General features: G+C 67.1%; 19 protein-coding genes. 17 read left to right on the top strand and 2 right to left on the bottom strand.

Annotated features, from left to right (window positions below; all coding sequences use genetic code 11):
• Positions 1-44 precede the first annotated feature (44 nt).
• A complete protein-coding gene (locus tag QFZ46_RS07455) occupies positions 45-446 on the bottom strand; it encodes a phage holin family protein (protein WP_307359965.1) in 402 nt (133 codons plus the stop codon).
• Positions 447-527: 81 nt separating this feature from the next.
• On the opposite strand from QFZ46_RS07455, the gene QFZ46_RS07450 reads away from it, so the two are divergent.
• The 5 genes from QFZ46_RS07450 (at position 528) to QFZ46_RS07430 (ending at position 5,540) form a co-directional block, all read left to right on the top strand.
• Entirely contained in the window at positions 528-1,613 is a 1,086-nt protein-coding gene (locus QFZ46_RS07450) for a histidinol-phosphate transaminase (protein ID WP_307359963.1), read from the top strand.
• A gap of 85 nt (positions 1,614-1,698) precedes the next feature.
• Positions 1,699-2,844 carry a thiamine pyrophosphate-dependent enzyme gene (locus QFZ46_RS07445; RefSeq protein WP_307359962.1) on the top strand — a complete coding sequence of 382 codons (1,146 nt, stop codon included), beginning with the start codon at positions 1,699-1,701 and terminating at the stop codon, positions 2,842-2,844.
• On the top strand, positions 2,841-3,821 hold the full coding sequence (locus QFZ46_RS07440; RefSeq protein ID WP_307359959.1) for an alpha-ketoacid dehydrogenase subunit beta: 981 nt from the start codon (positions 2,841-2,843) through the stop codon (positions 3,819-3,821). Before QFZ46_RS07445 ends, QFZ46_RS07440 begins: the two co-directional genes overlap by 4 nt.
• A 23-nt stretch (positions 3,822-3,844) precedes the next feature.
• Positions 3,845-5,179, top strand: coding sequence for a dihydrolipoamide acetyltransferase family protein (locus QFZ46_RS07435; protein ID WP_307359957.1), 1,335 nt, complete (start codon positions 3,845-3,847; stop codon positions 5,177-5,179).
• A gap of 169 nt (positions 5,180-5,348) precedes the next feature.
• Positions 5,349-5,540 carry a hypothetical protein gene (locus QFZ46_RS07430; protein ID WP_307359955.1) on the top strand — a complete coding sequence of 64 codons (192 nt, stop codon included), beginning with the start codon at positions 5,349-5,351 and terminating at the stop codon, positions 5,538-5,540.
• Positions 5,541-5,576: 36 nt separating this feature from the next.
• Here the strand turns inward: QFZ46_RS07430 and QFZ46_RS07425 are convergent, their stop codons facing one another.
• Entirely contained in the window at positions 5,577-6,797 is a 1,221-nt protein-coding gene (locus tag QFZ46_RS07425; protein ID WP_307359952.1) for an ROK family transcriptional regulator, read from the bottom strand.
• 100 nt (positions 6,798-6,897) lie between these two features.
• Here QFZ46_RS07425 and QFZ46_RS07420 point away from each other — a divergent pair, with 100 nt between their 5' ends.
• The 12 genes from QFZ46_RS07420 to QFZ46_RS07365 all read left to right on the top strand — a co-directional run bounded on the left by QFZ46_RS07420 (position 6,898) and on the right by QFZ46_RS07365 (position 19,435).
• A complete protein-coding gene (locus tag QFZ46_RS07420) occupies positions 6,898-8,223 on the top strand; it encodes an ABC transporter substrate-binding protein (RefSeq protein ID WP_307359948.1) in 1,326 nt (441 codons plus the stop codon).
• Complete coding sequence (locus QFZ46_RS07415) at positions 8,220-9,176, top strand: carbohydrate ABC transporter permease (RefSeq protein ID WP_307359946.1); 957 nt, start codon at positions 8,220-8,222, stop codon at positions 9,174-9,176. Before QFZ46_RS07420 ends, QFZ46_RS07415 begins: the two co-directional genes overlap by 4 nt.
• Positions 9,176-10,051 carry a carbohydrate ABC transporter permease gene (locus QFZ46_RS07410; protein WP_307359945.1) on the top strand — a complete coding sequence of 292 codons (876 nt, stop codon included), beginning with the start codon at positions 9,176-9,178 and terminating at the stop codon, positions 10,049-10,051. Before QFZ46_RS07415 ends, QFZ46_RS07410 begins: the two co-directional genes overlap by 1 nt.
• Before the next feature lie 46 nt (positions 10,052-10,097).
• Positions 10,098-11,783, top strand: a complete 1,686-nt coding sequence (locus QFZ46_RS07405; protein ID WP_307359942.1) for a glycoside hydrolase family 13 protein — start codon at positions 10,098-10,100, stop codon at positions 11,781-11,783.
• Between the two features lie 156 nt (positions 11,784-11,939).
• Positions 11,940-12,953, top strand: coding sequence for a metal ABC transporter solute-binding protein, Zn/Mn family (locus tag QFZ46_RS07400; RefSeq protein ID WP_307359940.1), 1,014 nt, complete (start codon positions 11,940-11,942; stop codon positions 12,951-12,953).
• A gap of 41 nt (positions 12,954-12,994) precedes the next feature.
• Positions 12,995-13,789, top strand: a complete 795-nt coding sequence (locus tag QFZ46_RS07395) for a metal ABC transporter ATP-binding protein (protein ID WP_307359938.1) — start codon at positions 12,995-12,997, stop codon at positions 13,787-13,789.
• A gap of 112 nt (positions 13,790-13,901) precedes the next feature.
• The gene (locus tag QFZ46_RS07390) at positions 13,902-14,786 is read left to right on the top strand and encodes a metal ABC transporter permease (RefSeq protein ID WP_307359936.1); all 885 of its coding nucleotides are present in this window, start codon (positions 13,902-13,904) and stop codon (positions 14,784-14,786) included.
• Positions 14,787-14,795: 9 nt separating this feature from the next.
• Positions 14,796-15,215 carry a Fur family transcriptional regulator gene (locus tag QFZ46_RS07385; RefSeq protein WP_307359934.1) on the top strand — a complete coding sequence of 140 codons (420 nt, stop codon included), beginning with the start codon at positions 14,796-14,798 and terminating at the stop codon, positions 15,213-15,215.
• Positions 15,212-16,255: a permease gene (locus QFZ46_RS07380; RefSeq protein ID WP_373457639.1), complete on the top strand. Its 1,044-nt coding sequence runs from the start codon at positions 15,212-15,214 to the stop codon at positions 16,253-16,255. The genes QFZ46_RS07385 and QFZ46_RS07380 overlap by 4 nt, the downstream gene beginning before the upstream one ends.
• A complete protein-coding gene (locus QFZ46_RS07375) occupies positions 16,248-17,045 on the top strand; it encodes a TIGR03943 family putative permease subunit (RefSeq protein ID WP_307359933.1) in 798 nt (265 codons plus the stop codon). The genes QFZ46_RS07380 and QFZ46_RS07375 overlap by 8 nt, the downstream gene beginning before the upstream one ends.
• Positions 17,035-18,768, top strand: coding sequence for a hypothetical protein (locus QFZ46_RS07370; RefSeq protein WP_307359932.1), 1,734 nt, complete (start codon positions 17,035-17,037; stop codon positions 18,766-18,768). Before QFZ46_RS07375 ends, QFZ46_RS07370 begins: the two co-directional genes overlap by 11 nt.
• 4 nt (positions 18,769-18,772) lie before the next feature.
• Positions 18,773-19,435 (top strand): DNA-3-methyladenine glycosylase, encoded by a 663-nt coding sequence (locus QFZ46_RS07365; RefSeq protein ID WP_307359930.1) that lies wholly within the window; start codon positions 18,773-18,775, stop codon positions 19,433-19,435.
• Positions 19,436-19,490 lie beyond the last annotated feature (55 nt).

Raw genomic sequence — 19,490 nt, 5'->3', positions numbered from 1 at the left:
ATCGGGCGCCGTTCACTCGGGCCCTGTGGTCAGTCGGGCGCTGCTCAGTCGCGGCGCTGCTTCTTCTGGGGTCGAAGGATCGCGCCGAACACCGCGTTGATGATCGAGATGATGATCGCCGCGAGCACCCCCCACCAGAAGCTGCCGACCGTCAGACCCCAGCCGAAGCCGGAGGTGATCCACGCGGTCAGCCATAGGAGGAAGCCGTTGATGATGAACCCGATGAGACCGAGCGTGAGGATGTAGAGCGGAAATGCGACGACCTTGATGACCGTGCCGATTATGGTGTTGACCAACGCGAAGATCGCCCCGACCGCGAGCAGCGTCAGAACCAGCTGCAGAGTCTCCCCAGGGGGAAAGGCGATGATCGCGACCTGCAGCGCGGGGATCAGCGTGACGACCCAGAGGGCGAACGCGTTGATGACGACTCTGATGATGAAGCGCATGGTGGATTCAGTCTCGCACGACGGGTGGCGGTTGTCACCGGGCGTACGTGCAGCAGCTCGCTCCGCTCGTAGACTGACCTCGTGACCGAGCCGATCCTTCCCCGCATCCGCCCAGAGATCGCTGCCCTCGCGCCGTATCGGCAGGGCAAGCAGGCAGGGCCCGATGCCTTCAAGCTCTCCAGCAACGAGAACCCGTTCGAGCCGCTGCCGTCGGTGCTCGAGGCGCTCGCGCGCACCACGCCGATCAACCGCTACCCGGATGCAACGGCCACCCGCCTGCGCGAGCGCCTGGCCGCCCGCTACGGCGTCGACCTCGACCAGGTGCACGTCGCCAGCGGCAGCGTCGCGATCCTGTACCAGCTGGTGCAGGCAGCGGCATCCGTCGGTGATGAGGTCGTGTACGCGTGGCGCTCGTTCGAGGCGTATCCCGGTCTTCCTCTCGTCGCCGGCGCGACCGGCATCCCGGTGCCGCTCAAAGAGTCGGGCGATGCGGAATCCAGCGGCCGCCACGACCTCGACGCGATGGCGGATGCCGTCACCGACCGCACCCGCGCGATCCTGCTGTGCACCCCGAACAACCCCACCGGCCCGGTCATCACGAGTGAAGAGTTCTCTTCCTTCATCGCTCGCGTCCCCGCCGATGTGCTCGTCATCCTCGATGAGGCGTACGCCGAGTTCGTCACCGCACCCGACGCGGTGGATGGACTGAAGGAGCGGGTCATCGAGAAGCACCCCAACGTCGTGATCCTGCGCACCTTCTCGAAGGCGTACGGACTCGCCGGACTCCGCGTCGGCTACGCGATCGGTCAGGCCAAGGTTCTCGACGCGGCCAGGGCCACCGGCATCCCGCTGTCCGTCACAGCAGCCGCAGAGACCGCCGCGATCGCGAGCCTCGACGCAGAGGCCGAGCTCATGCAGCGCGTCGCTGTGATCGTGGAGCGGCGGACGACCCTGGTGACCGCGCTGCGTGCACAGGGCTGGAAAGTGCCGGACGCGCAGGGCAACTTCGTGTGGCTGCCCACCGGCGCGCGCACCGACGAGATCGCCGCAGCCTTTGTGGCCGCCGATGTCATCGTCAGGCCGTTCTCCGGCGACGGCATCCGGATCTCCGTCGGTGAGGAAGCCTCCATCGACCGAGTGCTCCACGTCGTGTCCACTGTGCTCTGACCAGCGGTTTCTCCGGGCTCCGGGCAGATACGAGGGCGTCCTAGGTATGCGTGACCGGGCATGCGAAGGCGGCTAGCTTAGAACGGTGACCTCGTCAGAAACTGATCTCGTCCGCGTCCTCGAGGCGGATGGCCGTTTCGCGCCCAGCCCTGCCGCCGAGCAGTATCTGCCGCTGATCGAAGCGATCAGTGATGCAGAGCTCGAGCAGTTCTATCGCGACATGGTCGTCATCCGCGCCATCGACAATCAGGCAACCAACCTGCAGCGCCAGGGGCAGTTGGCGCTCTGGCCGCCGAGCCGCGGCCAGGAGGCGGCCCAGGTGGGTTCCGCCCGTGCCGCGCGAGCGCAGGACACGCTGTTCCCCTCGTACCGTGAGCACGCCGTCGCGCGCATCCGCGGCGTCGATCCGATCGGCATCATCAAGCTGATGCGCGGCATCTCGCACGGCGGCTGGGATCCGACGGACCCCGCGAACGGCAACACCCGGCTGTATACCTTGGTGCTCGGATCGCAGGTGCTGCACGCGACCGGCTATGCCATGGGCCTCAACTTCGGCGACCGTTCCGGCACCGGCGACCCCGAGCGGGACGAGGCCGTGATCGTCTACTACGGCGACGGCGCCTCGAGTCAGGGCGACGTGCACGAGGCGATGGTGTTCGCCGCCAGTTACCAGACCCCGACGGTCTTCTTCCTGCAGAACAACCAGTGGGCGATCTCGGTGCCGGTCGCGACGCAGACGCGTGTGCCGTTCGCCCAGCGCAGTGCGGGCTACGGCATCGACAGCATCCGCGTCGACGGCAACGACGTGCTCGCCAGTTACGCCGTCTCTCGTGTGGCGCTCGATGGAGCGCGAGCGGGCAAGGGCCCCCGCGCGATCGAGGCGGAGACGTACCGTCTCGGTGCGCACACCACGAGCGACGACCCGACGAAGTACCGCACCAGCGACGAGGAGAAGTCGTGGGAGCTGCGGGATCCGGTGCCGCGCATGCGTGCCTTCCTCGAAGGACGCGGAGCCGCAGGATCGTTCTTCGCAGAGGTGGATGCCGAGGCCGCCGAAGCGGCGGAAGACCTCCGCGTCCGCACCCTCGCGCTCGAGTCGCCTCCCGCGAACAAGATCTTCGATCACGTCTACAGCGAGCAGCATCCGTTGATGGATGAGCAGCGGGCGTGGCGCGAACAGTACGAGGCATCCTTCGAACAGCCCACGCAGAACGGCGGGATCCGCGCATGACGCTCGAGACGATGCCGCTGAGCAAGGCCCTCAACGCCGGCATGCGCAAGGCCATGGAAGACGACCCGAGCGTGCTGTTGATGGGTGAGGACATCGGAAAGCTCGGCGGAGTGTTCCGCATCACCGAGAACCTGCAGCGCGACTTCGGCGAGAAGCGCGTGCTGGACACGCCGCTCGCGGAGTCGGGGATCGTGGGAACGGCGATCGGCCTCGCGATGGCGGGTTTCCGCCCGGTCTGCGAGATCCAGTTCGACGGATTCGTGTTCCCGGCGTTCGACCAGATCACCTCCCAGCTGGCGAAGATCACGAACCGGCACGAGGGTGCGCTGTCGATGCCCATCGTGATCCGCATCCCGTACGGCGGCCACATCGGTGCGATCGAGCATCACCAGGAGAGCCCCGAGGCGTACTTCGCACACACTCCTGGCCTGAGGGTCGTCTCGCCGTCCACGCCGAACGACGCGTATTGGATGATCCAGGAGGCCATCGCCTCGAAGGATCCGGTCATCTTCCTTGAGCCGAAGAGCAAGTACTGGCAGAAGGGCGAGGTCGATCTCGAGCAGTCCGCCGCAGCGCTGCACGCGTCGCGCGTGGTGCGCACCGGCACCGACGTCACTCTGGTCGGTCACGGCGCCATGGTCACCACGTTGCTGCAGGCAGCCGCGCTCGCCGAGAGCGAGGGCACGAGCTGCGAGGTCGTCGACGTGCGGTCTCTGTCGCCGGTCGACTACGGCCCCATTCTCGACTCGGCCCGCAAGACCGGCCGCGTGGTCTATGCGCAGGAGGCGGCGGGCTTCACGAGCGTCGGCAGCGAGATCGCCGCGACCGTCATGGAGCGCGCGTTCTACGCACTCGAGGCTCCGGTGCTTCGGGTGTCGGGGTACGACGCTCCATTCCCGCCCGCCAAGCTCGAGGGCACTTTCCTCCCGGATGCCGACCGCATCCTCGAGGCCGTCGACCGGTCGCTGGCCTACTGACTCCGGTTCCGAAAGGACTTGCAATGAGCACGCAGAACTTCAACCTCCCCGACGTCGGTGAGGGTCTGACCGAGGCTGAGATCGTCACGTGGAAGGTCGCCCCCGGCGACGACGTCGCGATCAATGACGTGATCTGCGAGATCGAGACGGCCAAATCGCTTGTCGAGCTGCCATCGCCGTACGCGGGTGTCGTCGGCGATCTGCTGGTAGGCGAGGGCACGACGGTCGAGGTCGGTACGCCGATCATCAGCTTCGTGTCGGATGCCGCACCCGCCGCTGCCACGCAGCCGCCTGCCCCCGCGGAAGAGCCGGGCGGCTCGGTTCTCGTCGGCTACGGCACGGGTGCAGGGGCGACTTCGCGGCGCACGCGTGCCGCTGCGCGCCCGGTGCGCTCCTCGGTCGGCGTCATCGCGAAGCCGCCGATCCGCAAGCTCGCCCGCGACCTCGACGTCGATCTGTCCTCGGTCACTCCGACCGGAGCCGACGGCGAGGTCACTCGCGACGACGTCATGAAGCAGGCGTCACAGGCGAGCGTGTTCCGCAACATCGAGACCCCGGAGTGGGGCGCGGTGCGCGAGGAGACGGTGCCGGCGCCGAAGAGCGCTCCGGTCGGCCTCGCGCGCGGTGTGGCTGCATCCGGTTCTCACGGTTCCGAGGCGCGCACCGAGTCGATTCCGGTCAAGGGCGTGCGCAAGGTCAGCGCCTCCGCCATGGTGCAGAGCGCGTACACCGCGCCGCACGTCACGGTCTGGAAAGAAGTCGACGCGACGCGCACGATGGAGCTCGTCAAGCGCCTGAAGACATCACCCGACTACGCCGACATCAAGGTGTCTCCGCTGCTGATCGTCGCGCGCGCGGTGATCTGGGCCGTCCGCCGCAACCCCATGGTCAACGCGGCCTGGGTCGAAACCGATGGCGGCGCAGAGATCTCGGTGCGCCATTACGTCAACCTCGGCATCGCCGCGGCGACCCCGCGCGGTCTGCTCGTGCCGAACATCAAGGACGCACAGGACCTCAACATGCGCGAGCTCGCCCGTGCGCTCAATCGCCTCACCCTGACGGCGCGCGAGGGCAAGACCCCGCCGGCGGATCAGCAGGGCGGAACGATCACGATCACCAACATCGGCGTGTTCGGGATGGATGCCGGAACCCCGATCATCAACCCGGGCGAGGCCGGCATCGTGGCGATGGGCACGATCAGCCAGAAGCCGTGGGTCGTCGACGGCGAGGTGCGTCCGCGGTTCGTCACCACGGTCGCCGGCTCCTTCGACCACCGTGTCATCGACGGCGACGGCATGAGCCGCTTCATCGCCGATGTCGCCAGCATCCTGGAGGAGCCCGCGCTGCTCGTCGACTGATCGGGGTGCCGTCCCGGGCGGAACCCTTGACCCTGAAGAGTCGTCTGCGCCACAGTGAGGTCATGAGCGCCACCCGCTCCTGATCTTGGCAATGCGATCAGGGGGGCGAAGGCGCACTGGAGACTGGCATTCGTGAAGAAGTGAACGACCAAGGGAGCGGCGTCTACTGATGTCAGACTTTGCTGATGACCTCAACGCGTGGGTTGCTCGACAGGCCCAGTCCTCTGTGGAAGAGCAGATACTCGCTGCCTACGCGGAGGAGCATCCCGCTCCGGAGGGGCAGGAGTGGTTCATCGCTGGGCAGCAACGCGAGAGCGATGGGATCGCCTACCGCTTCGACTTGCGAGCTGCCCCGGAGTGACGAGAAGTCGTCGCGTTCGAAGGACCGATGCCGCCGCTATGCGAGCGCGCTGAGCCGCCGCTCCGCGAGCTGGGGCACCGTCCGCTCGCGGGCTGCGCGGCGCGCGGTCGCGATGGCTCCGGCCGAGACGACGGCGGCGCCCAGCGTTGAGGCCACGATCTCGGGCGCCGGAAGGTGAAGCTCTTCCGGGAGGATGCGCCGGGCGGCCGCGAGCACGGGTTCGATGCTCTCGGCCACCGCACCGCAAACGATCACGCGCGAGGGGTCGTACATGCTGCCGAGCACTCCGACGATGCGTGCGACAGTCGCGCCGACGCGGTCGGTGATGAGCACAGCATCCGCGTCTCCTGACGCCGCGAGCGTCAGAACGATGCGCGAGTCGATGCGATCCTCCGCTACAAGTCGTCCGACCGCACCGTCGACCGCGATCTCGCCGGCCGTCATCGCCGCCCTGGCTTGGTTCTGCAGTGAGTACCGGAGTCCGAAAGCCGAGCCGACGCCCACGATGTGATCGAACACGATGCCCTCGCCGACGCCGCCGTGGGCGCCGTGCAGCACGTGACCGTCGACGACCACGCCGCCGCCGAAGCGCTCGCTGGCGAGCAGGGCGACGTAGTCGCGGCATCCGATAGCAGCGCCCACCGCGCCCTCTGCGATGGCAGCCAGCTGGGCGTCGTTCTTGATCTCGACCACAGGAGCCCAGTCACGAAGCGCGTCGGCGAGGCCGGGATTCGTGCGCTCCCAGAAACCGTCAGGATGCGGCGGCGAGATGCCGTCGCGATTCACGGGGGCGGCGACGCCGACGCAGAGCGCGAGCACGCGGTCTCGGGGGGTGCCCGATTCTTCCAGCGCTGCGCGCAACTGCTCGATGATGGCCGCCCGGCGCTCATCTGCCGACTGGGTGGAGTCCACCTCGACGCGGTGGTGCACGAGCGTGGCGTCGAGCGGATCGGCCACGGTCACCGCAAGGTGCGTGTCGCCGGCGTCGATGCCCACGACCACGCCGAGATCGGCGGAGAGGGCGAAGCGTCTCGCCGGGCGGCCGGAGCGGTAGCTGCCGGCTGCGCGCGCGTTGGGGAGTTCGCGCAGAACCTCGGCTCCGACCAGCGTATCGATCGCGTCGATGGCCGTTGACCGGGTGATCGCAGTGGCGGCCATGACGTCGGTGGCGGTGAACTGCCCCGCCTCCCAGGCGAAGTCGAGGACGGACCCGACGCTTGCGCGTCCGGTTCCGAGTCCTGTCGAGACTTCTGTCACAACCCTTGACCTTCCTCTCGTTCCAATGAGAGAGTACCTCCCGACAGTAAATTCGCCCACTAGATTTAATGTGCGGATCAATCGGATCGAAAGGACGACGGTGTCTGAGAAACGAACACGCACGATACGGATGATCGCCGGAGGGCTCGGCCTGGCGATGGTCGGCGCCGCTCTCACGAGCTGTGCGGCAGGCTCAGGAGCGGAGACGATCCGCTTCACCTTCAACAAGCGCGAGGCGATCCCGTTCATGACCGATCTCGTCGCCGAGTACAACGCGTCGCAGGACGACGTGCACGTCGAGATCGACACATCGGGACCGGACGTCATCTCGGCCAGCTTCGTGCGGGGGAACCCGCCCGACCTCATTCTCGGCAACTACAACTACGAGATCGCGCGCTTCGTGCAGCGCTGTGCTCTCACGGATCTCTCCGAGACGGACGCCGCGGCTAGTATCCGGGACGACCTGCAGCCGCTCATGGAGCAGTACGGATCGTGCGAGGGCCGCACGAGTGCCCTGCCGTACTCGGTGATGGCTGCGTCCGTGATCTACAACAAGGAGATCTTCCGGGCCCAGGGGTTGGAAGTGCCGCAGACCTGGGACGAACTGATCGCCCTGTGCGATCAGCTCAAGGACGCCGGGATCGACCCGTTCTACGGCACGTTCAAGGATGACTGGACCGTAGGGCAGGGCTGGTACGACTACACGATCGGCGGCTCCGTCGACACGATCGAGTTCTTCGACGCCATGGCGGTCGAAGGCGCTGCGGTCGGCCCAGACTCCGAGGTCTCTTTCGAGAAGGATTTCGCCGAGCCCATGGCGCAGATGATGCAGCTCGCGGACGACTACACGAATGAGGATGCCGCGAGCCGAGGATACGGCGACGGCAATCTCGCCTTCAGCAAAGGCGAGGCGGCGATGTACATGCAGGGGCCGTGGGCGTTCAGTGAGATCGCGAAGACCGCGCCCGACCTCGAGCTCGGCACCTTCCCGCTGCCCATGACCGATGACCCCGCCGACCTCGGTGTGCGCGTGAACATGGACCTCGGAGCGATGATCCCCGAGGGATCGCGGCACCAAGAGGCCGCGCGCGACTTCCTCGAGTATCTGTACCTCCCCGAGAACATCGAGGAGTACAACGCGTCGCAGCTCGGCTTCACGCCGACGAAGGACGCCCCTGCGCCGGACGATCCGCGGATCGAGGGGATGATCGACTACTACGAGAACGGGCAGATCTACCAGGGCCCCTCGGTGCTCGTGCCCAAGACGATCCCGGTGATGAACTACGCGCAGGCGATGGTGCTGGGAGCCTCGACCACCTCGACGCTGCGCACCATGGACGCGGATTGGGCTCGCATCGCCTTCCGCGCGCCCATCCCCACCACAGGCGATGCGGCAGTCGGCGAGACAGAGGAGTCCGCACCGTGAGCACCACCGCAACCGCGAACACCACGCGGCCCAACAGCCCGACGACGGACACGACCTCGATCGTCACCGGACAGGGACGCAAGCTCCGTCGGCACACCCGCAGGGTCGAGCCGATCTACTACCTGTTCCTGCTTCCGACGCTCGTGCTCTTCACCCTCGCGATCACGCTCCCGGCGGTGATGGGCATCTTCTTCAGCTTCACCGACTCGATCGGCATCGGCGAGTGGAGCTTCAACGGGTTGACCAACTACATCGCGATGTTCAGCGACCCGGCGATCCTGCAGAGCTACCTGTTCACGTTCGGGTTCTCGATCGCGACGGTGATCGTCGTGAACGTCATCGCGTTCCTGCTCGCGGTGGGCCTCACCTCCCGCATCCGCTTCAAGACGGGCCTGCGCACGATCTTCGTGATCCCGATGGTCATCTCGGGCATCATCATCGCCTACGTCTTCAACTTCCTGTTCTCGAACTCGATTCCTGCCGCGGGCGCGGCCACCGGCATCCCCTGGCTCGAGACGAGCCTGTTGGCCAACCCGGATCTCGCTTGGGTGGCGATCGTGATCGTGACCGCGTGGCAGGCCGTCCCCGGTGCACTGCTGATCTACATCGCGGGCCTGCTCTCCGTGCCGAACGAGGTCTACGAGGCGGCGAGCATCGACGGTGCGAGCAAGTCCCAGCAGCTCACGCGCATCACGATCCCGCTCGTCGCGGGGTACGTCGTGATCAATGTGATCCTCGGGTTCAAGGGCTTCCTGAACGCCTACGACATCATCGTCGGACTCACCAACGGCGGGCCAGGGACCTCGACTCGCAGCGTCGCGATGACGATAATCGCGGGCTTCAACAGCGGCGACTACGCCTACCAGATGGCCAACGCGACGATCTTCTTCATCGTCGCCGTATTGATCTCGCTTCTTCAGCTCTCGCTGACCCGCGGAAGGAATGCCCTCTGATGTCGACGCAGACGATCACCACCCAGACTGCCGGGAAGAAGCCGCGCGTGCGCATGGAGCGTGTGAACTGGTCGGGCACGATCATCCTGATCCTGTGCGCGGTCACCGTGCTCCTGCCGCTCTACGTCACGATCTCGATGGCCTTCAAGACCACAGGGCAGGCGGTCGACGGCAACGCCTTCTCCCTGCCGGCGCCGTTCAGCCTCGACGGGTTCGTCGAGGCGTGGAACCTCACCAGGTTCCCGGTCGGAGCCGGGATCTCGCTGCTTGTCACCGCCGGCACCGTGATCGCGACCATCCTGCTCGCCGCCTTCGCGTCATACGCGATCGTGCGCAACTGGGACCGCCGGTTGTTCCGCTATTCGTTCTTCTACCTGCTCGCGGCCATGTTCATCCCGTTCCCGGTGGTGGCGCTGCCGCAGATCCAGCTCACCGGCCGCGTCGGACTCGACAACCCGCTGGGTGTGATCATCCTCGCGACGATGTTCCAGCTCAGCTTCAGCGTGCTGCTGTTCACCGCGTTCCTCCGGTCGATACCGATCGAGCTGGAGGAGAGCGCGCGCATCGACGGAGCCACGACCTGGCAGACGTTCTGGCAGCTGATCTTCCCGCTGCTCGCCCCGATGAGCGCGACCGTGGGGATCTTCGCGTTCCTCTATGCGTGGAACGACTTCATGATGCCGTCGCTCATCATCTCCGATCCGGCGATGCAGACGCTGCCGGTGCGGCAGAACCTGTTCCAGACCCAGTTCAGCAACAACTACAACGTGTCGTTCGCCTCGTACTTGATGGCGATGGCGCCCGCGATCCTGGCATACCTGTTCACGCAGCGCTTCGTCATGGAGGGCGTCACGCAGGGTGCAGTGAAAGGCTGACACCGCAGCCAGGACCACCGCAAGAAAAGAAGGAGCACCACCCCTCATGACTGAAGCGCTTCTCACTGAGACCCGCGAAGACGAGAAGACCGCAGCCTGGTGGCGTCAGGCCGCCGTCTACCAGATCTACCCCCGCAGCTTCGCCGACGCGAACGGTGACGGCCTCGGCGACATACCGGGCATCGTCTCCCGTGCCGACTACCTCGCCGAGCTCGGGATCGACGCGGTGTGGCTGAGTCCGTTCTACCCCTCTGCGCTCGCCGACGGGGGCTACGACGTCGCCGACTACCGCAACGTCGATCCTCGCCTCGGCACGCTCGACGACTTCGATGCGATGGTCGCGGCACTGCACGAGCGCGGCATCCGTGTCGTCGTCGACATCGTCCCGAACCACACCTCGGATCTTCACGAGTGGTTCCAGGAGGCGCTCGCCGCTGGGCGAGGATCCGCCGCGCGGGAGCGATACATCTTCCGGGAGGGCAGCGGCCCCGACGGTGCGGAGCCGCCGACCGATTGGGGCGCTGCATTCGGCGGCGGAGCATGGGAGCGCGTCGACGACGGGCAGTGGTACCTCCACAGCTTCGCCCCCGAGCAGCCGGATCTGAACTGGGATCATCCCGAAGTCCGCGAGGATTTCCTGACCACCCTGCGCTTCTGGTCGGATCGCGGGGTCGACGGCTTCCGCATCGACGTCGCGCACATGCTCACCAAGGATCTGACCGAGCCGCTGCCTTCCCGGGCAGAGCTCGATGCGATGGACCGCACCTCCGGTCGCCACCCTCTGACCGACCGCGACGATGTGCACGAGATCTACGCCGAATGGCGAAGGGTGTTCAACGAGTACGATCCGCCACGCACCGCCGTCGCTGAGGCATGGGTCGAGACACCGGAGCGCCGTGCCAAGTACGCCTCGGCAGAGGGGCTCGGTCAGGCGTTCAACTTCGATCTCCTCGTCGCGGACTTCGATGCCGCGCAGTTCCGCCGCATCATCGCCGACAATCTCGAGCAGGCGCGGGCGACCGGGTCGTCGACCACCTGGGTGCTCTCCAACCACGACGTCACCAGGCATGCCACTCGATATGGACTTCCCGCGCTCGACGGGCGTCCGGTCAAACAGGGCACTGAGTGGGTGGCCGCAGGCGGTCCCGAGGACCAGCTCGACCGTGAGCGGGGCATCCGCCGTGCGCACGCGGCCACGCTGCTCCTGCTGGGACTGCCCGGCAGCACGTACCTCTATCAGGGCGAAGAACTCGGCCTGCAAGAGGTCGCGGACATCTCGGCGGAGCAGCGGCAGGATCCGTCGTTCTTCCGTGGCGCCTCGTTCGACGGTCTCGGCCGAGACGGATGCCGTGTGCCGCTGCCCTGGACGGCATCCGGCCCGTCCTTCGGATTCGGCGCGGCCGGTGCGCATCTGCCGCAGCCGGCCTGGTTCGCCGAGTACGCCGTCGACGTCGAAGCGGCAGATCCGTCGTCGACCCTGTCGCTGTACCGCGAGGCGCTGCGTCAACGGCGCATCCTGCAGACCGACGAGAGCCTGGAGTGGATCGAGACCGGCAGGACCGACGTGCTGCACTTCGCACGGCCGAACGGCTGGGAAGTCGTGACGAACTTCGGTGCCGAGCCGTTCGAGCTCGGGCGGGATGCCGCGCGCGTCGTGCTCGGCACCGCTGTCGACGGCGCCCTGCCCGGGGAGAGCACCGTCTGGATCGCGCCGGACGGTCTGCTCAGCTGACCGTCCTCGGAAAACGGAGACCATTCGTCTGTGTCGCGGCGTGTCGAACGATGACGCGCCGCGCCACGCCGAGTGCGGTCTCCGTTTTCCGGATGCGGCTTTCCCCGGACGTGCCGTCGAGTTGATAATGGTTCTCATTAGCCTTAGGCTGGACGGATGAAGAAGTCCGTCGCCGCCGTCGCGCTCGCATCCGTCTCCGCTCTCGTCCTCGCCGGATGCGCGCCCACCGCTGCCTCGGAAGGCGCGGGTGACGATGTGATCCAGGTGGTCGCCAGCACCAATGTCTACGGATCGCTCGCCGAGCAGATCGGTGGCGATCGCGTCGACGTGACCTCGATCATCACCTCCGCCTCGCAGGATCCGCACTCGTACGAGGCATCCGCCCGTGATCGCCTGTCCGTGCAGGACGCCGAACTCGTCATCGAGAACGGCGGTGGGTACGACTCGTTCGTCGACACCCTGATCGGAGAATCCGACGTGCACGTCTTCACGGCGGCCTCGTTCTCCCACGACTATCCCGGCAACGAGGGACACGAGGATGCCGAGGCTCACACTGAGGAAGAGCACACTGAGGAAGAGCACGCGGAAGAGGAAGGTCACGACCACGCTGAGGAAGAGGGCCACGAAGGCCACGACCACATCGAGGGCTTCAACGAGCACGTGTGGTTCGACCCGCACACGATGATCCACGTCGTCGAGGGCATCGCGGCGGAGTTCAGCGAGCTCGACCCTGATGGCGAGGCCGACTTCACCGCAGCGGCCGCCGAGATCGTCAGCGACCTCGAGGGCTTCGAAGCCGAGCTCGAGACGCTCGGCACCGAGGCCGGCAACGCATCCGTCTTCATCACCGAGCCGCTGCCCGGTTACATCGCTGCAGCGGCCGGTCTCACCGATGTGACGCCGGAAGGCTTCGCCGAAGCCGTGGAAGAGGGCACCGACGTCGCACCCGCAACCCTGCTCGCTGCTCTCGACGTCATCGACAACGGCGACGTGAAGGCGCTGCTCACCAACGCGCAGACCGGCGGTGCCGAGACCCAGCGTGTCGAAGAGGCGGCAAAGGCCGCCGGCATCCCTGTCGTCGCATTCACGGAGCTGCTCGAGGACGGATCGTCGTACTCTGAGTGGATGCGTGATGCGATCCAGGACCTCGCCGCCGCACTCGAGCAGTGAGTGCGGGGCCATCCAGCGCGAGCGCAGGTGGATCAGCACCGGTGCTCGAGATCAAAGGCGCAGCGCTTCATCGCGGGCACCGCGAACTCTGGTCCGGCCTCGATCTGACCGTCGAGCCCGGTGAGTTCATCGCCGTGCTCGGGCCGTCCGGCTCGGGCAAGACCACTCTCATGCGTGCGATCCTCGGCCTCCAGCCGCTGAGCGCAGGCAGCATCCGAGTCGCGGGCAGTCCGGTTCGACGCGGCAACCCGCGCATCGGCTACATCCCGCAGCAGCGTCCGCTCCCGCCAGACACCAGCATGCGCGCCCGCGACGTCGTCGCCCTCGGTGTCAATGGCACCCGGTTCGGTCTGCCCATCCCGCGACACGGTGACAAGGCCAGAGTCGACGCACTGCTCGAGGGTGTCGGAGCCGCGCACTTCGCGGATCGCCGGGTCGGCCTGCTCTCCGGCGGAGAGCAGCAGCGGCTGCGCGTCGGTCAGGCCCTCGCCGATGCGCCGACTTTGCTGCTCTGCGACGAGCCGCTGTCGAACCTTGACCTCGCGAATCAGCTCGGCATCACCGACATCATCGACCGGCAACGCCGCGAGCGCGACGCCGCCGTGCTGTTCGTCACGCACGACATCAACCCGATCCTCGGCCGGGTCGACCGCATCCTGTACATCGCCGGAGGGCGGTTCGTGCTCGGCACCCCCGATGAAGTGCTGCAGAGCCGCGTGCTCACCGATCTCTACGGCACACCGGTCTTCGTACTCCGTGCCGGCGACCGCCTGGTGGTCGTCGGCGTTCCGGATGCCGAGCCGCACCACGACCACGATGCGGGAGACGTCGCATGATCGCGGCACAATTTCGCAGATGTGCGCGTGCTTCGCACCAATCGCGAGGATATCTGCGAGTCAACTGCACTTCTGCGAAGTTCGTGCACGGATGCTACGCGGAGGTGACCGCATGATCGCGCCGATGATCGACTGGGGAGACGTCTTCTCCTTCCAGGACTACGGTGCACTCGTCGCCCTGCTCGCGAACTCGATCATCGCGGGCGCCGTGCTCGGCATCGTCGGCGGACTGATCGGCGTCTTCGTGATGCAGCGCGACCTCGCCTTCGCCGTGCACGGCGTGAGCGAGCTGTCATTCGCCGGTGCCGCCGCGGCCCTGCTGTTCGGCGGGAGCGTCGTGGCCGGATCCCTCGGCGGAGCCCTGGTCGCAGCGATCCTGATCGGCATCCTCGGATCGAAGGCGCGTGATCGCAACTCGGTCGTCGGGGTGCTGATGCCGTTCGGCCTCGGCCTCGGCATCCTGTTCCTGTCGCTCTACGAGGGTCGCAGCGCGAACCGCTTCAGCCTGCTGACCGGCCAGATCGTCTCGGTGTCCAGCCCCGACCTCGGCTGGCTGATCGGCATCAGCGCGGTCGTGCTGATCGGTCTGCTGCTGATGTGGAATCCTCTGCGGTTCGACTCGCTCGACAACGTCGCAGCGTCCGCCCGCGGCATCCCGACCAAGGCGCTCAGCCTTGCCTTCATGGTGCTGCTCGGTCTCATCGTCGCGGTCAGCGTGCACATCATCGGCGCTCTGCTGGTCATGGCGCTGCTGGTGACCCCTGCCGCCGCGGCCATGCGCGTGGCCGCGGGCCCGCTCACCGTGCCTCTGCTCGCGGCGCTGTTCGGCTTCGTCTCGGCGGTCGGCGGCATCCTGCTCGCACTCGCCGGCACCCTGCCGGTCAGCCCGTACATCACGACGATCTCCTTCCTCATCTACGTGGGCTGCTGGCTGGTCCAGCGCGGGCGCGATCGGGTGCGGCGTCGCTCTCAGCCCTTGACAAGCGCCGCGGCTTAGACTCTCGGTATGGTTCAGCGCAATACCTGGCAGCGCGAGCGAGTGCGCGAAGCACTCGCCGATGCGCGCGGTTTCGTGAGCGCGCAGACTCTGCACGCCACACTCCGTGACGAGAACACCGGTATCGGTCTCGCCACGGTCTATCGCACGCTGTCCGGCCTTGCGACCTCCGGAGATGCCGACTCGTTGCAGAGTCCGGAGGGTGAGGCTCTGTATCGCGCCTGCTCGACCGAAGGTCATCACCACCATCTGATCTGCCGATCATGCGGGTTGACCGTCGAGATCGAGGCGAAGGATGTCGAGGCCTGGGCGCAGCGCACCGCCTCGCTGCACGGCTTCAGTGAGGCCGAGCACGTCGTCGACATCTTCGGACTGTGCACCCCGTGCGCGAACAGGCGCGCAGCGGCTGAGGGATCCGCGTCCGCGTGAACATCGTCAGTCCGCCGCGCGCGTCGACGGCTGCAGGGCCCGGTCGCAACTCGCGCGCTCCTCGCTCGCCATGGATCGGCGTCGTCATCGGCGTCGTCATCATCGCGGCGCTGTTCCTGATCGACAGGTTCGCCCCGGCGCTGTTCCAGGCGTCGCTGCCGAGCCGCGCGCAGGACGGCCTCACCCTCGCGCTGAGCGTGCTGATCGAGGCACTGCCGTTCGTCGTGCTCGGCGTCGTACTGTCGATCGTCGTGCAGGTGTGGCTGCCGCCGGATACCATCCAGCGGTGGTTGCCGACGCGCGGATGGGCCCGCCGAGCGGTGCTGTCGCTGCTCGGGATGCTGATCCCGGTGTGCGAGTGCGGCAACGTGCCATTCGCACGCGGTCTGATGATGCGGGGGCTGGCGCCGGCAGAGGCGATGACCTTCCTGATCGCCGCCCCGATCGTGAACCCGATCGTCATCATCACCACTCACGCGGCTTTCGGATGGGACGGCGGCATCCTGGTCGCCCGCCTCGTCGGCGGCTACCTGATCGCGAACCTGATCGGCTGGATCTACAGCCGTCATCCCTCGCCCGACGCTCTGCTCACCCAGCAGTTCACCGCCACCTGCGAGCGGGTGCAGCACGAGCACGGCACTCCCACGCGTCGCAGTCTCACGCAGTTCCTGATCGAGTTGCGCGCGGTCATGCCCGCACTCGTGATCGGCTCCGCGCTCGCCGGGGCGGTGCAGGTGCTCGTTCCCCGAGACATGCTGCTCGCGATCGGATCGAACCCGGTGCTCTCGATCGTCGCGATGATGGCGCTCGCGATGACGGTGGCGATCTGCTCGAACGTCGACGCGTTCTTCGCCCTGTCGTTCGCCTCGACGTTCTCATCGGGAGCGCTGATCGCGTTCCTGCTGGTCGGGCCGCTCGTCGACATCAAGATGCTCGCGCTGCTGCGTACGACTTTCACCACGCGCACCCTCGTCGGCGTCGTCGCCGTCGTGGTGATGAGCGCATTCGCGATCGGGATCGGGGTGAACGTCTTTGGCTGAGCAGTCTCGCACCCGCTGGCGCGCACTCGGATCGCGCTGGCTCGGTCTCGGCCTCGCCGTCGTCATCTCGATCGTGACTCTCGGTCTCGGAGTCGCGGGGCAGCTGACGCTCTACATCAGCCCCGAGTCGATCTGGTTCGCATGCGCCGGTGCAGTCGTCGTGCTCGCCGGCGCGATCTGGTCGTGCACTCTTCCGCTGGGTGCTGAAGTCGATCATGGGCATGATCACGGTCTTGACGATGCTGATCCGGATGCCGTGGCATCCCCTCGACGCGCACTCAAGCTCGCCGGCACCATTTCGGCTGGGATCGTCGCGAGCGGCGTCGTCGTCGCGGCCCTCGTGCTGCCGCCCGCATCGCTGTCGGTCGAGCTGGCGATGTCGCGGGCGGATGCCGCCGGCACCCTCTTCGCCGGTGCGGACACCCCGACCCTCGGCGTCGCCGACACCACGACTTTCGGCGTCGGGGAGTGGTCGAGCGTCTTCGCCACAGCCACTCGTCCAGAGGCCTACGACGGTTCCACCGTCACGCTGACCGGGTTCGTCACGCCAGGCGACGAAGCGGATGCCGTGAACCTCACCCGCATGATCATCACGCACTGCGTGATCGACGCCCAGCCGGCCGCCGTGCCCGTGAGCGTGGCTGCCGGTGAGAGCGGCAGCGGAGAGTTCGCCACGGGCCAGTGGATCGAGGTCACCGGCACGGTCACCGCCGACAGCGACGGATCGCTGCGCGTCGTCCCCACCTCGGTGGTCGCGATCGATGAGCCAGGGGATCCTTATGAGTACTGAGGATCGCCCCGAGGTGCCCCAGACGCGCGCCGAAGCCCGTGCCGCTCGAGAGGCTGCGGAGCGGGAGGCTGCGGAGCGGGAGGCTGCGGAGCGCGAGGCTGCGGAGCGCGAGGCTGCGGAGCGCGAGGCTGCGGAGGCCGCGGCGCGGCGTTCGACGGCTGAGCCCGGCGACGCGCCCGCGATCCCACCTGCGCCGGCCGATGCGATATTCCTCCCTGCCGTCGTGGAGCCTGTCGCCGCTGCCAGCGTCGCTCTGCCGGCCACTGAGCCTGCCGGTGCCGGCTCCCCGGGCGCTGAGCCTGCCGCCGAGCCGGCTCATAGCTCCACCAGCGCGGCACCCCATCGCGTCGCCGCTCCCAAGGATCGCCGCTTTCTGTACACGATCCTCGCTGTGGTCGCCGTACTCGTCGTCGTGGTCGGCGGTCTCGGTGCGGTCAGCCTCTTCCAGGGGCCGCGCGTGAGCCAGGTGCAGGTCGATGCGGCGGAGGCCATCGAGGTCTCCGGCAGCCGCGTCATCCTCACGGCCAACCAGTCGCTGCAGGAGATCGACGAGTCCCAGGTGACGGTCGAGCCGGCAGTTCCGTTCACGGTGGATGCCGCAGGCCGGAGCATCGGCATCCGCTTCACGGTCCCTCTCGACGATGCGACCGAGTACACCGTCGATGTGGCAGGTGCCACGGGCGTCGGTGGGGGGCCGGCATCCGATCTCTCGACCACGTTCACGACGCCGGCCGCAAAGATCTTCCTGCTCAACCGCTCCGAAGACGACGACTCGATCTTCCGCACCGACCTCGGTGGCGAGAACGCGGTGCCCGTGTTCACCCACCCGCGCATCAACGACTATCGTTCGACGACGACCCGGCTCGTCGTCGCCGTCGAAGACGACGACGGGTCGCGGATCCTGGTCATGGACCACGACGGCGACAACGTCCGTGAACTGAAGCTCCCGGGCGACGGCTACGTCAGTTCCGTACAGGTCTCTGAACGGGGCGGGCTGGTCGGCTACACCTATTCGGACCGGGAACTCAGCGAGGACAGCGGCCGCGCGAGCGTGCTCGTCACCCAATCGCTCTCCGGTGACGACGAACCGCACATCGTCGAGGTCGGTGATGATGAGGCCAGCATCGCCGAGTGGCAGTTCGTGCCGGATTCGGCCGCGGTGCTGTTCATCGACTTCGCCGGCACGCTCTCTCTCGATGACCGATCCGGTGATGCAGGGGCACAGAACATGGGCATCGCCATGAGCCTTCTCGGCATCTCGCGCGGCACCTACACGGCCATCGTGAAGCGGGCAGACGGCAGCACCATGGAGTTGAATCTCGCCGACGGTTCCGAGACTCCGCTCGCTGCATCCGAGCCCGCCTTCGGCCCGGCGACCACGATCGCCCCGTATCCCGGCGGCACGCTGCGGCACGTCGTCGCTCGTGGTGATGATGGTCTCCCCACCGGGCAGGCCATCATCAGAGTCGACGACGAAGGTGCGGCATCCTCCCTGTTCGAGGTCGCCTCCGGCAACGCGATCCTGCAGGCGTGCCCATCGCCGAGCGGGCAGTACGTAGCGGTGACGGTTGCGCCGAGACTGGTCGAGAACCCTTATGACGACATGCTCGTGCCGCTTCCCAGAACCATGCAGACGCACCTGATCGACCTGCGCTCCGGCGAGGAGATGGTCGTGCTCACGGGTTTCGACGCCTCGTGGTGCCAGATGGCACCGACGTTCTGAACTCATGACGCTCCGCCGCGCGACTCGAGGCGACCTCGACGCTCTGCCGCTCGAGGTGGCGCCCAGACTGCTCGGCGGTGAGTTGCGCACCGTCGTCGCCGGCGTCGGGGTGCGGCTGCGGATCACCGAGGTCGAGGCTTATCACGGCCAGGGCACTGGCGAGTTGGCGGACCCTGGCTCTCACGCACGCATGGGCAGAACTGCACGCAACGCCACGATGTGGGGCGAGCCGGGACACCTCTACGTGTACCTCAGCCATGGCATCCACTCCTGCGTCAACGTCGTGTGCGCGCCCGACGGGATCGCCGGCGGGGTGCTGCTGCGCGCCGGCTCCGTGGTCGAGGGAACGGATGCCGCGATCGCGCGATCGGGTCGAGCAGGGCGTGATCTCGCCCGCGGACCTGGACGATTCGGGCAGGTCTCGGGTCTTCGGCATCCGGTCCACGATGGGATCGATGCGATCACCGGAGCGGAGCTGCACGACGTCAGTGCCGAGCTGTGGCTGGCGCAGCCCGTCGAGCGCGTCGCGACCGGTCCGCGCGTCGGGGTGGCGGGGCACGCGGGCACCCATGCATTCCCCTGGCGCTTCTGGATCGAGGGCGATCCGTCGGTGTCGCCGTTCCGCTGGGGGCGAGGCGCAGCTGACGCGCAGGCCATGCTAGACTGACTCTTTGTCTGCGCACACTCCTGTGCGTAGTTCGTGTGCTGTCTCCCTCTGAGCT

The organism is Microbacterium murale (assembly GCF_030815955.1).
Taxonomy (GTDB): Bacteria; Actinomycetota; Actinomycetes; order Actinomycetales; family Microbacteriaceae; genus Microbacterium; species Microbacterium murale_A.
Note: the sequence above shows the minus strand (reverse complement) of the source record. Positions and strands in the feature narration are given on the sequence as shown.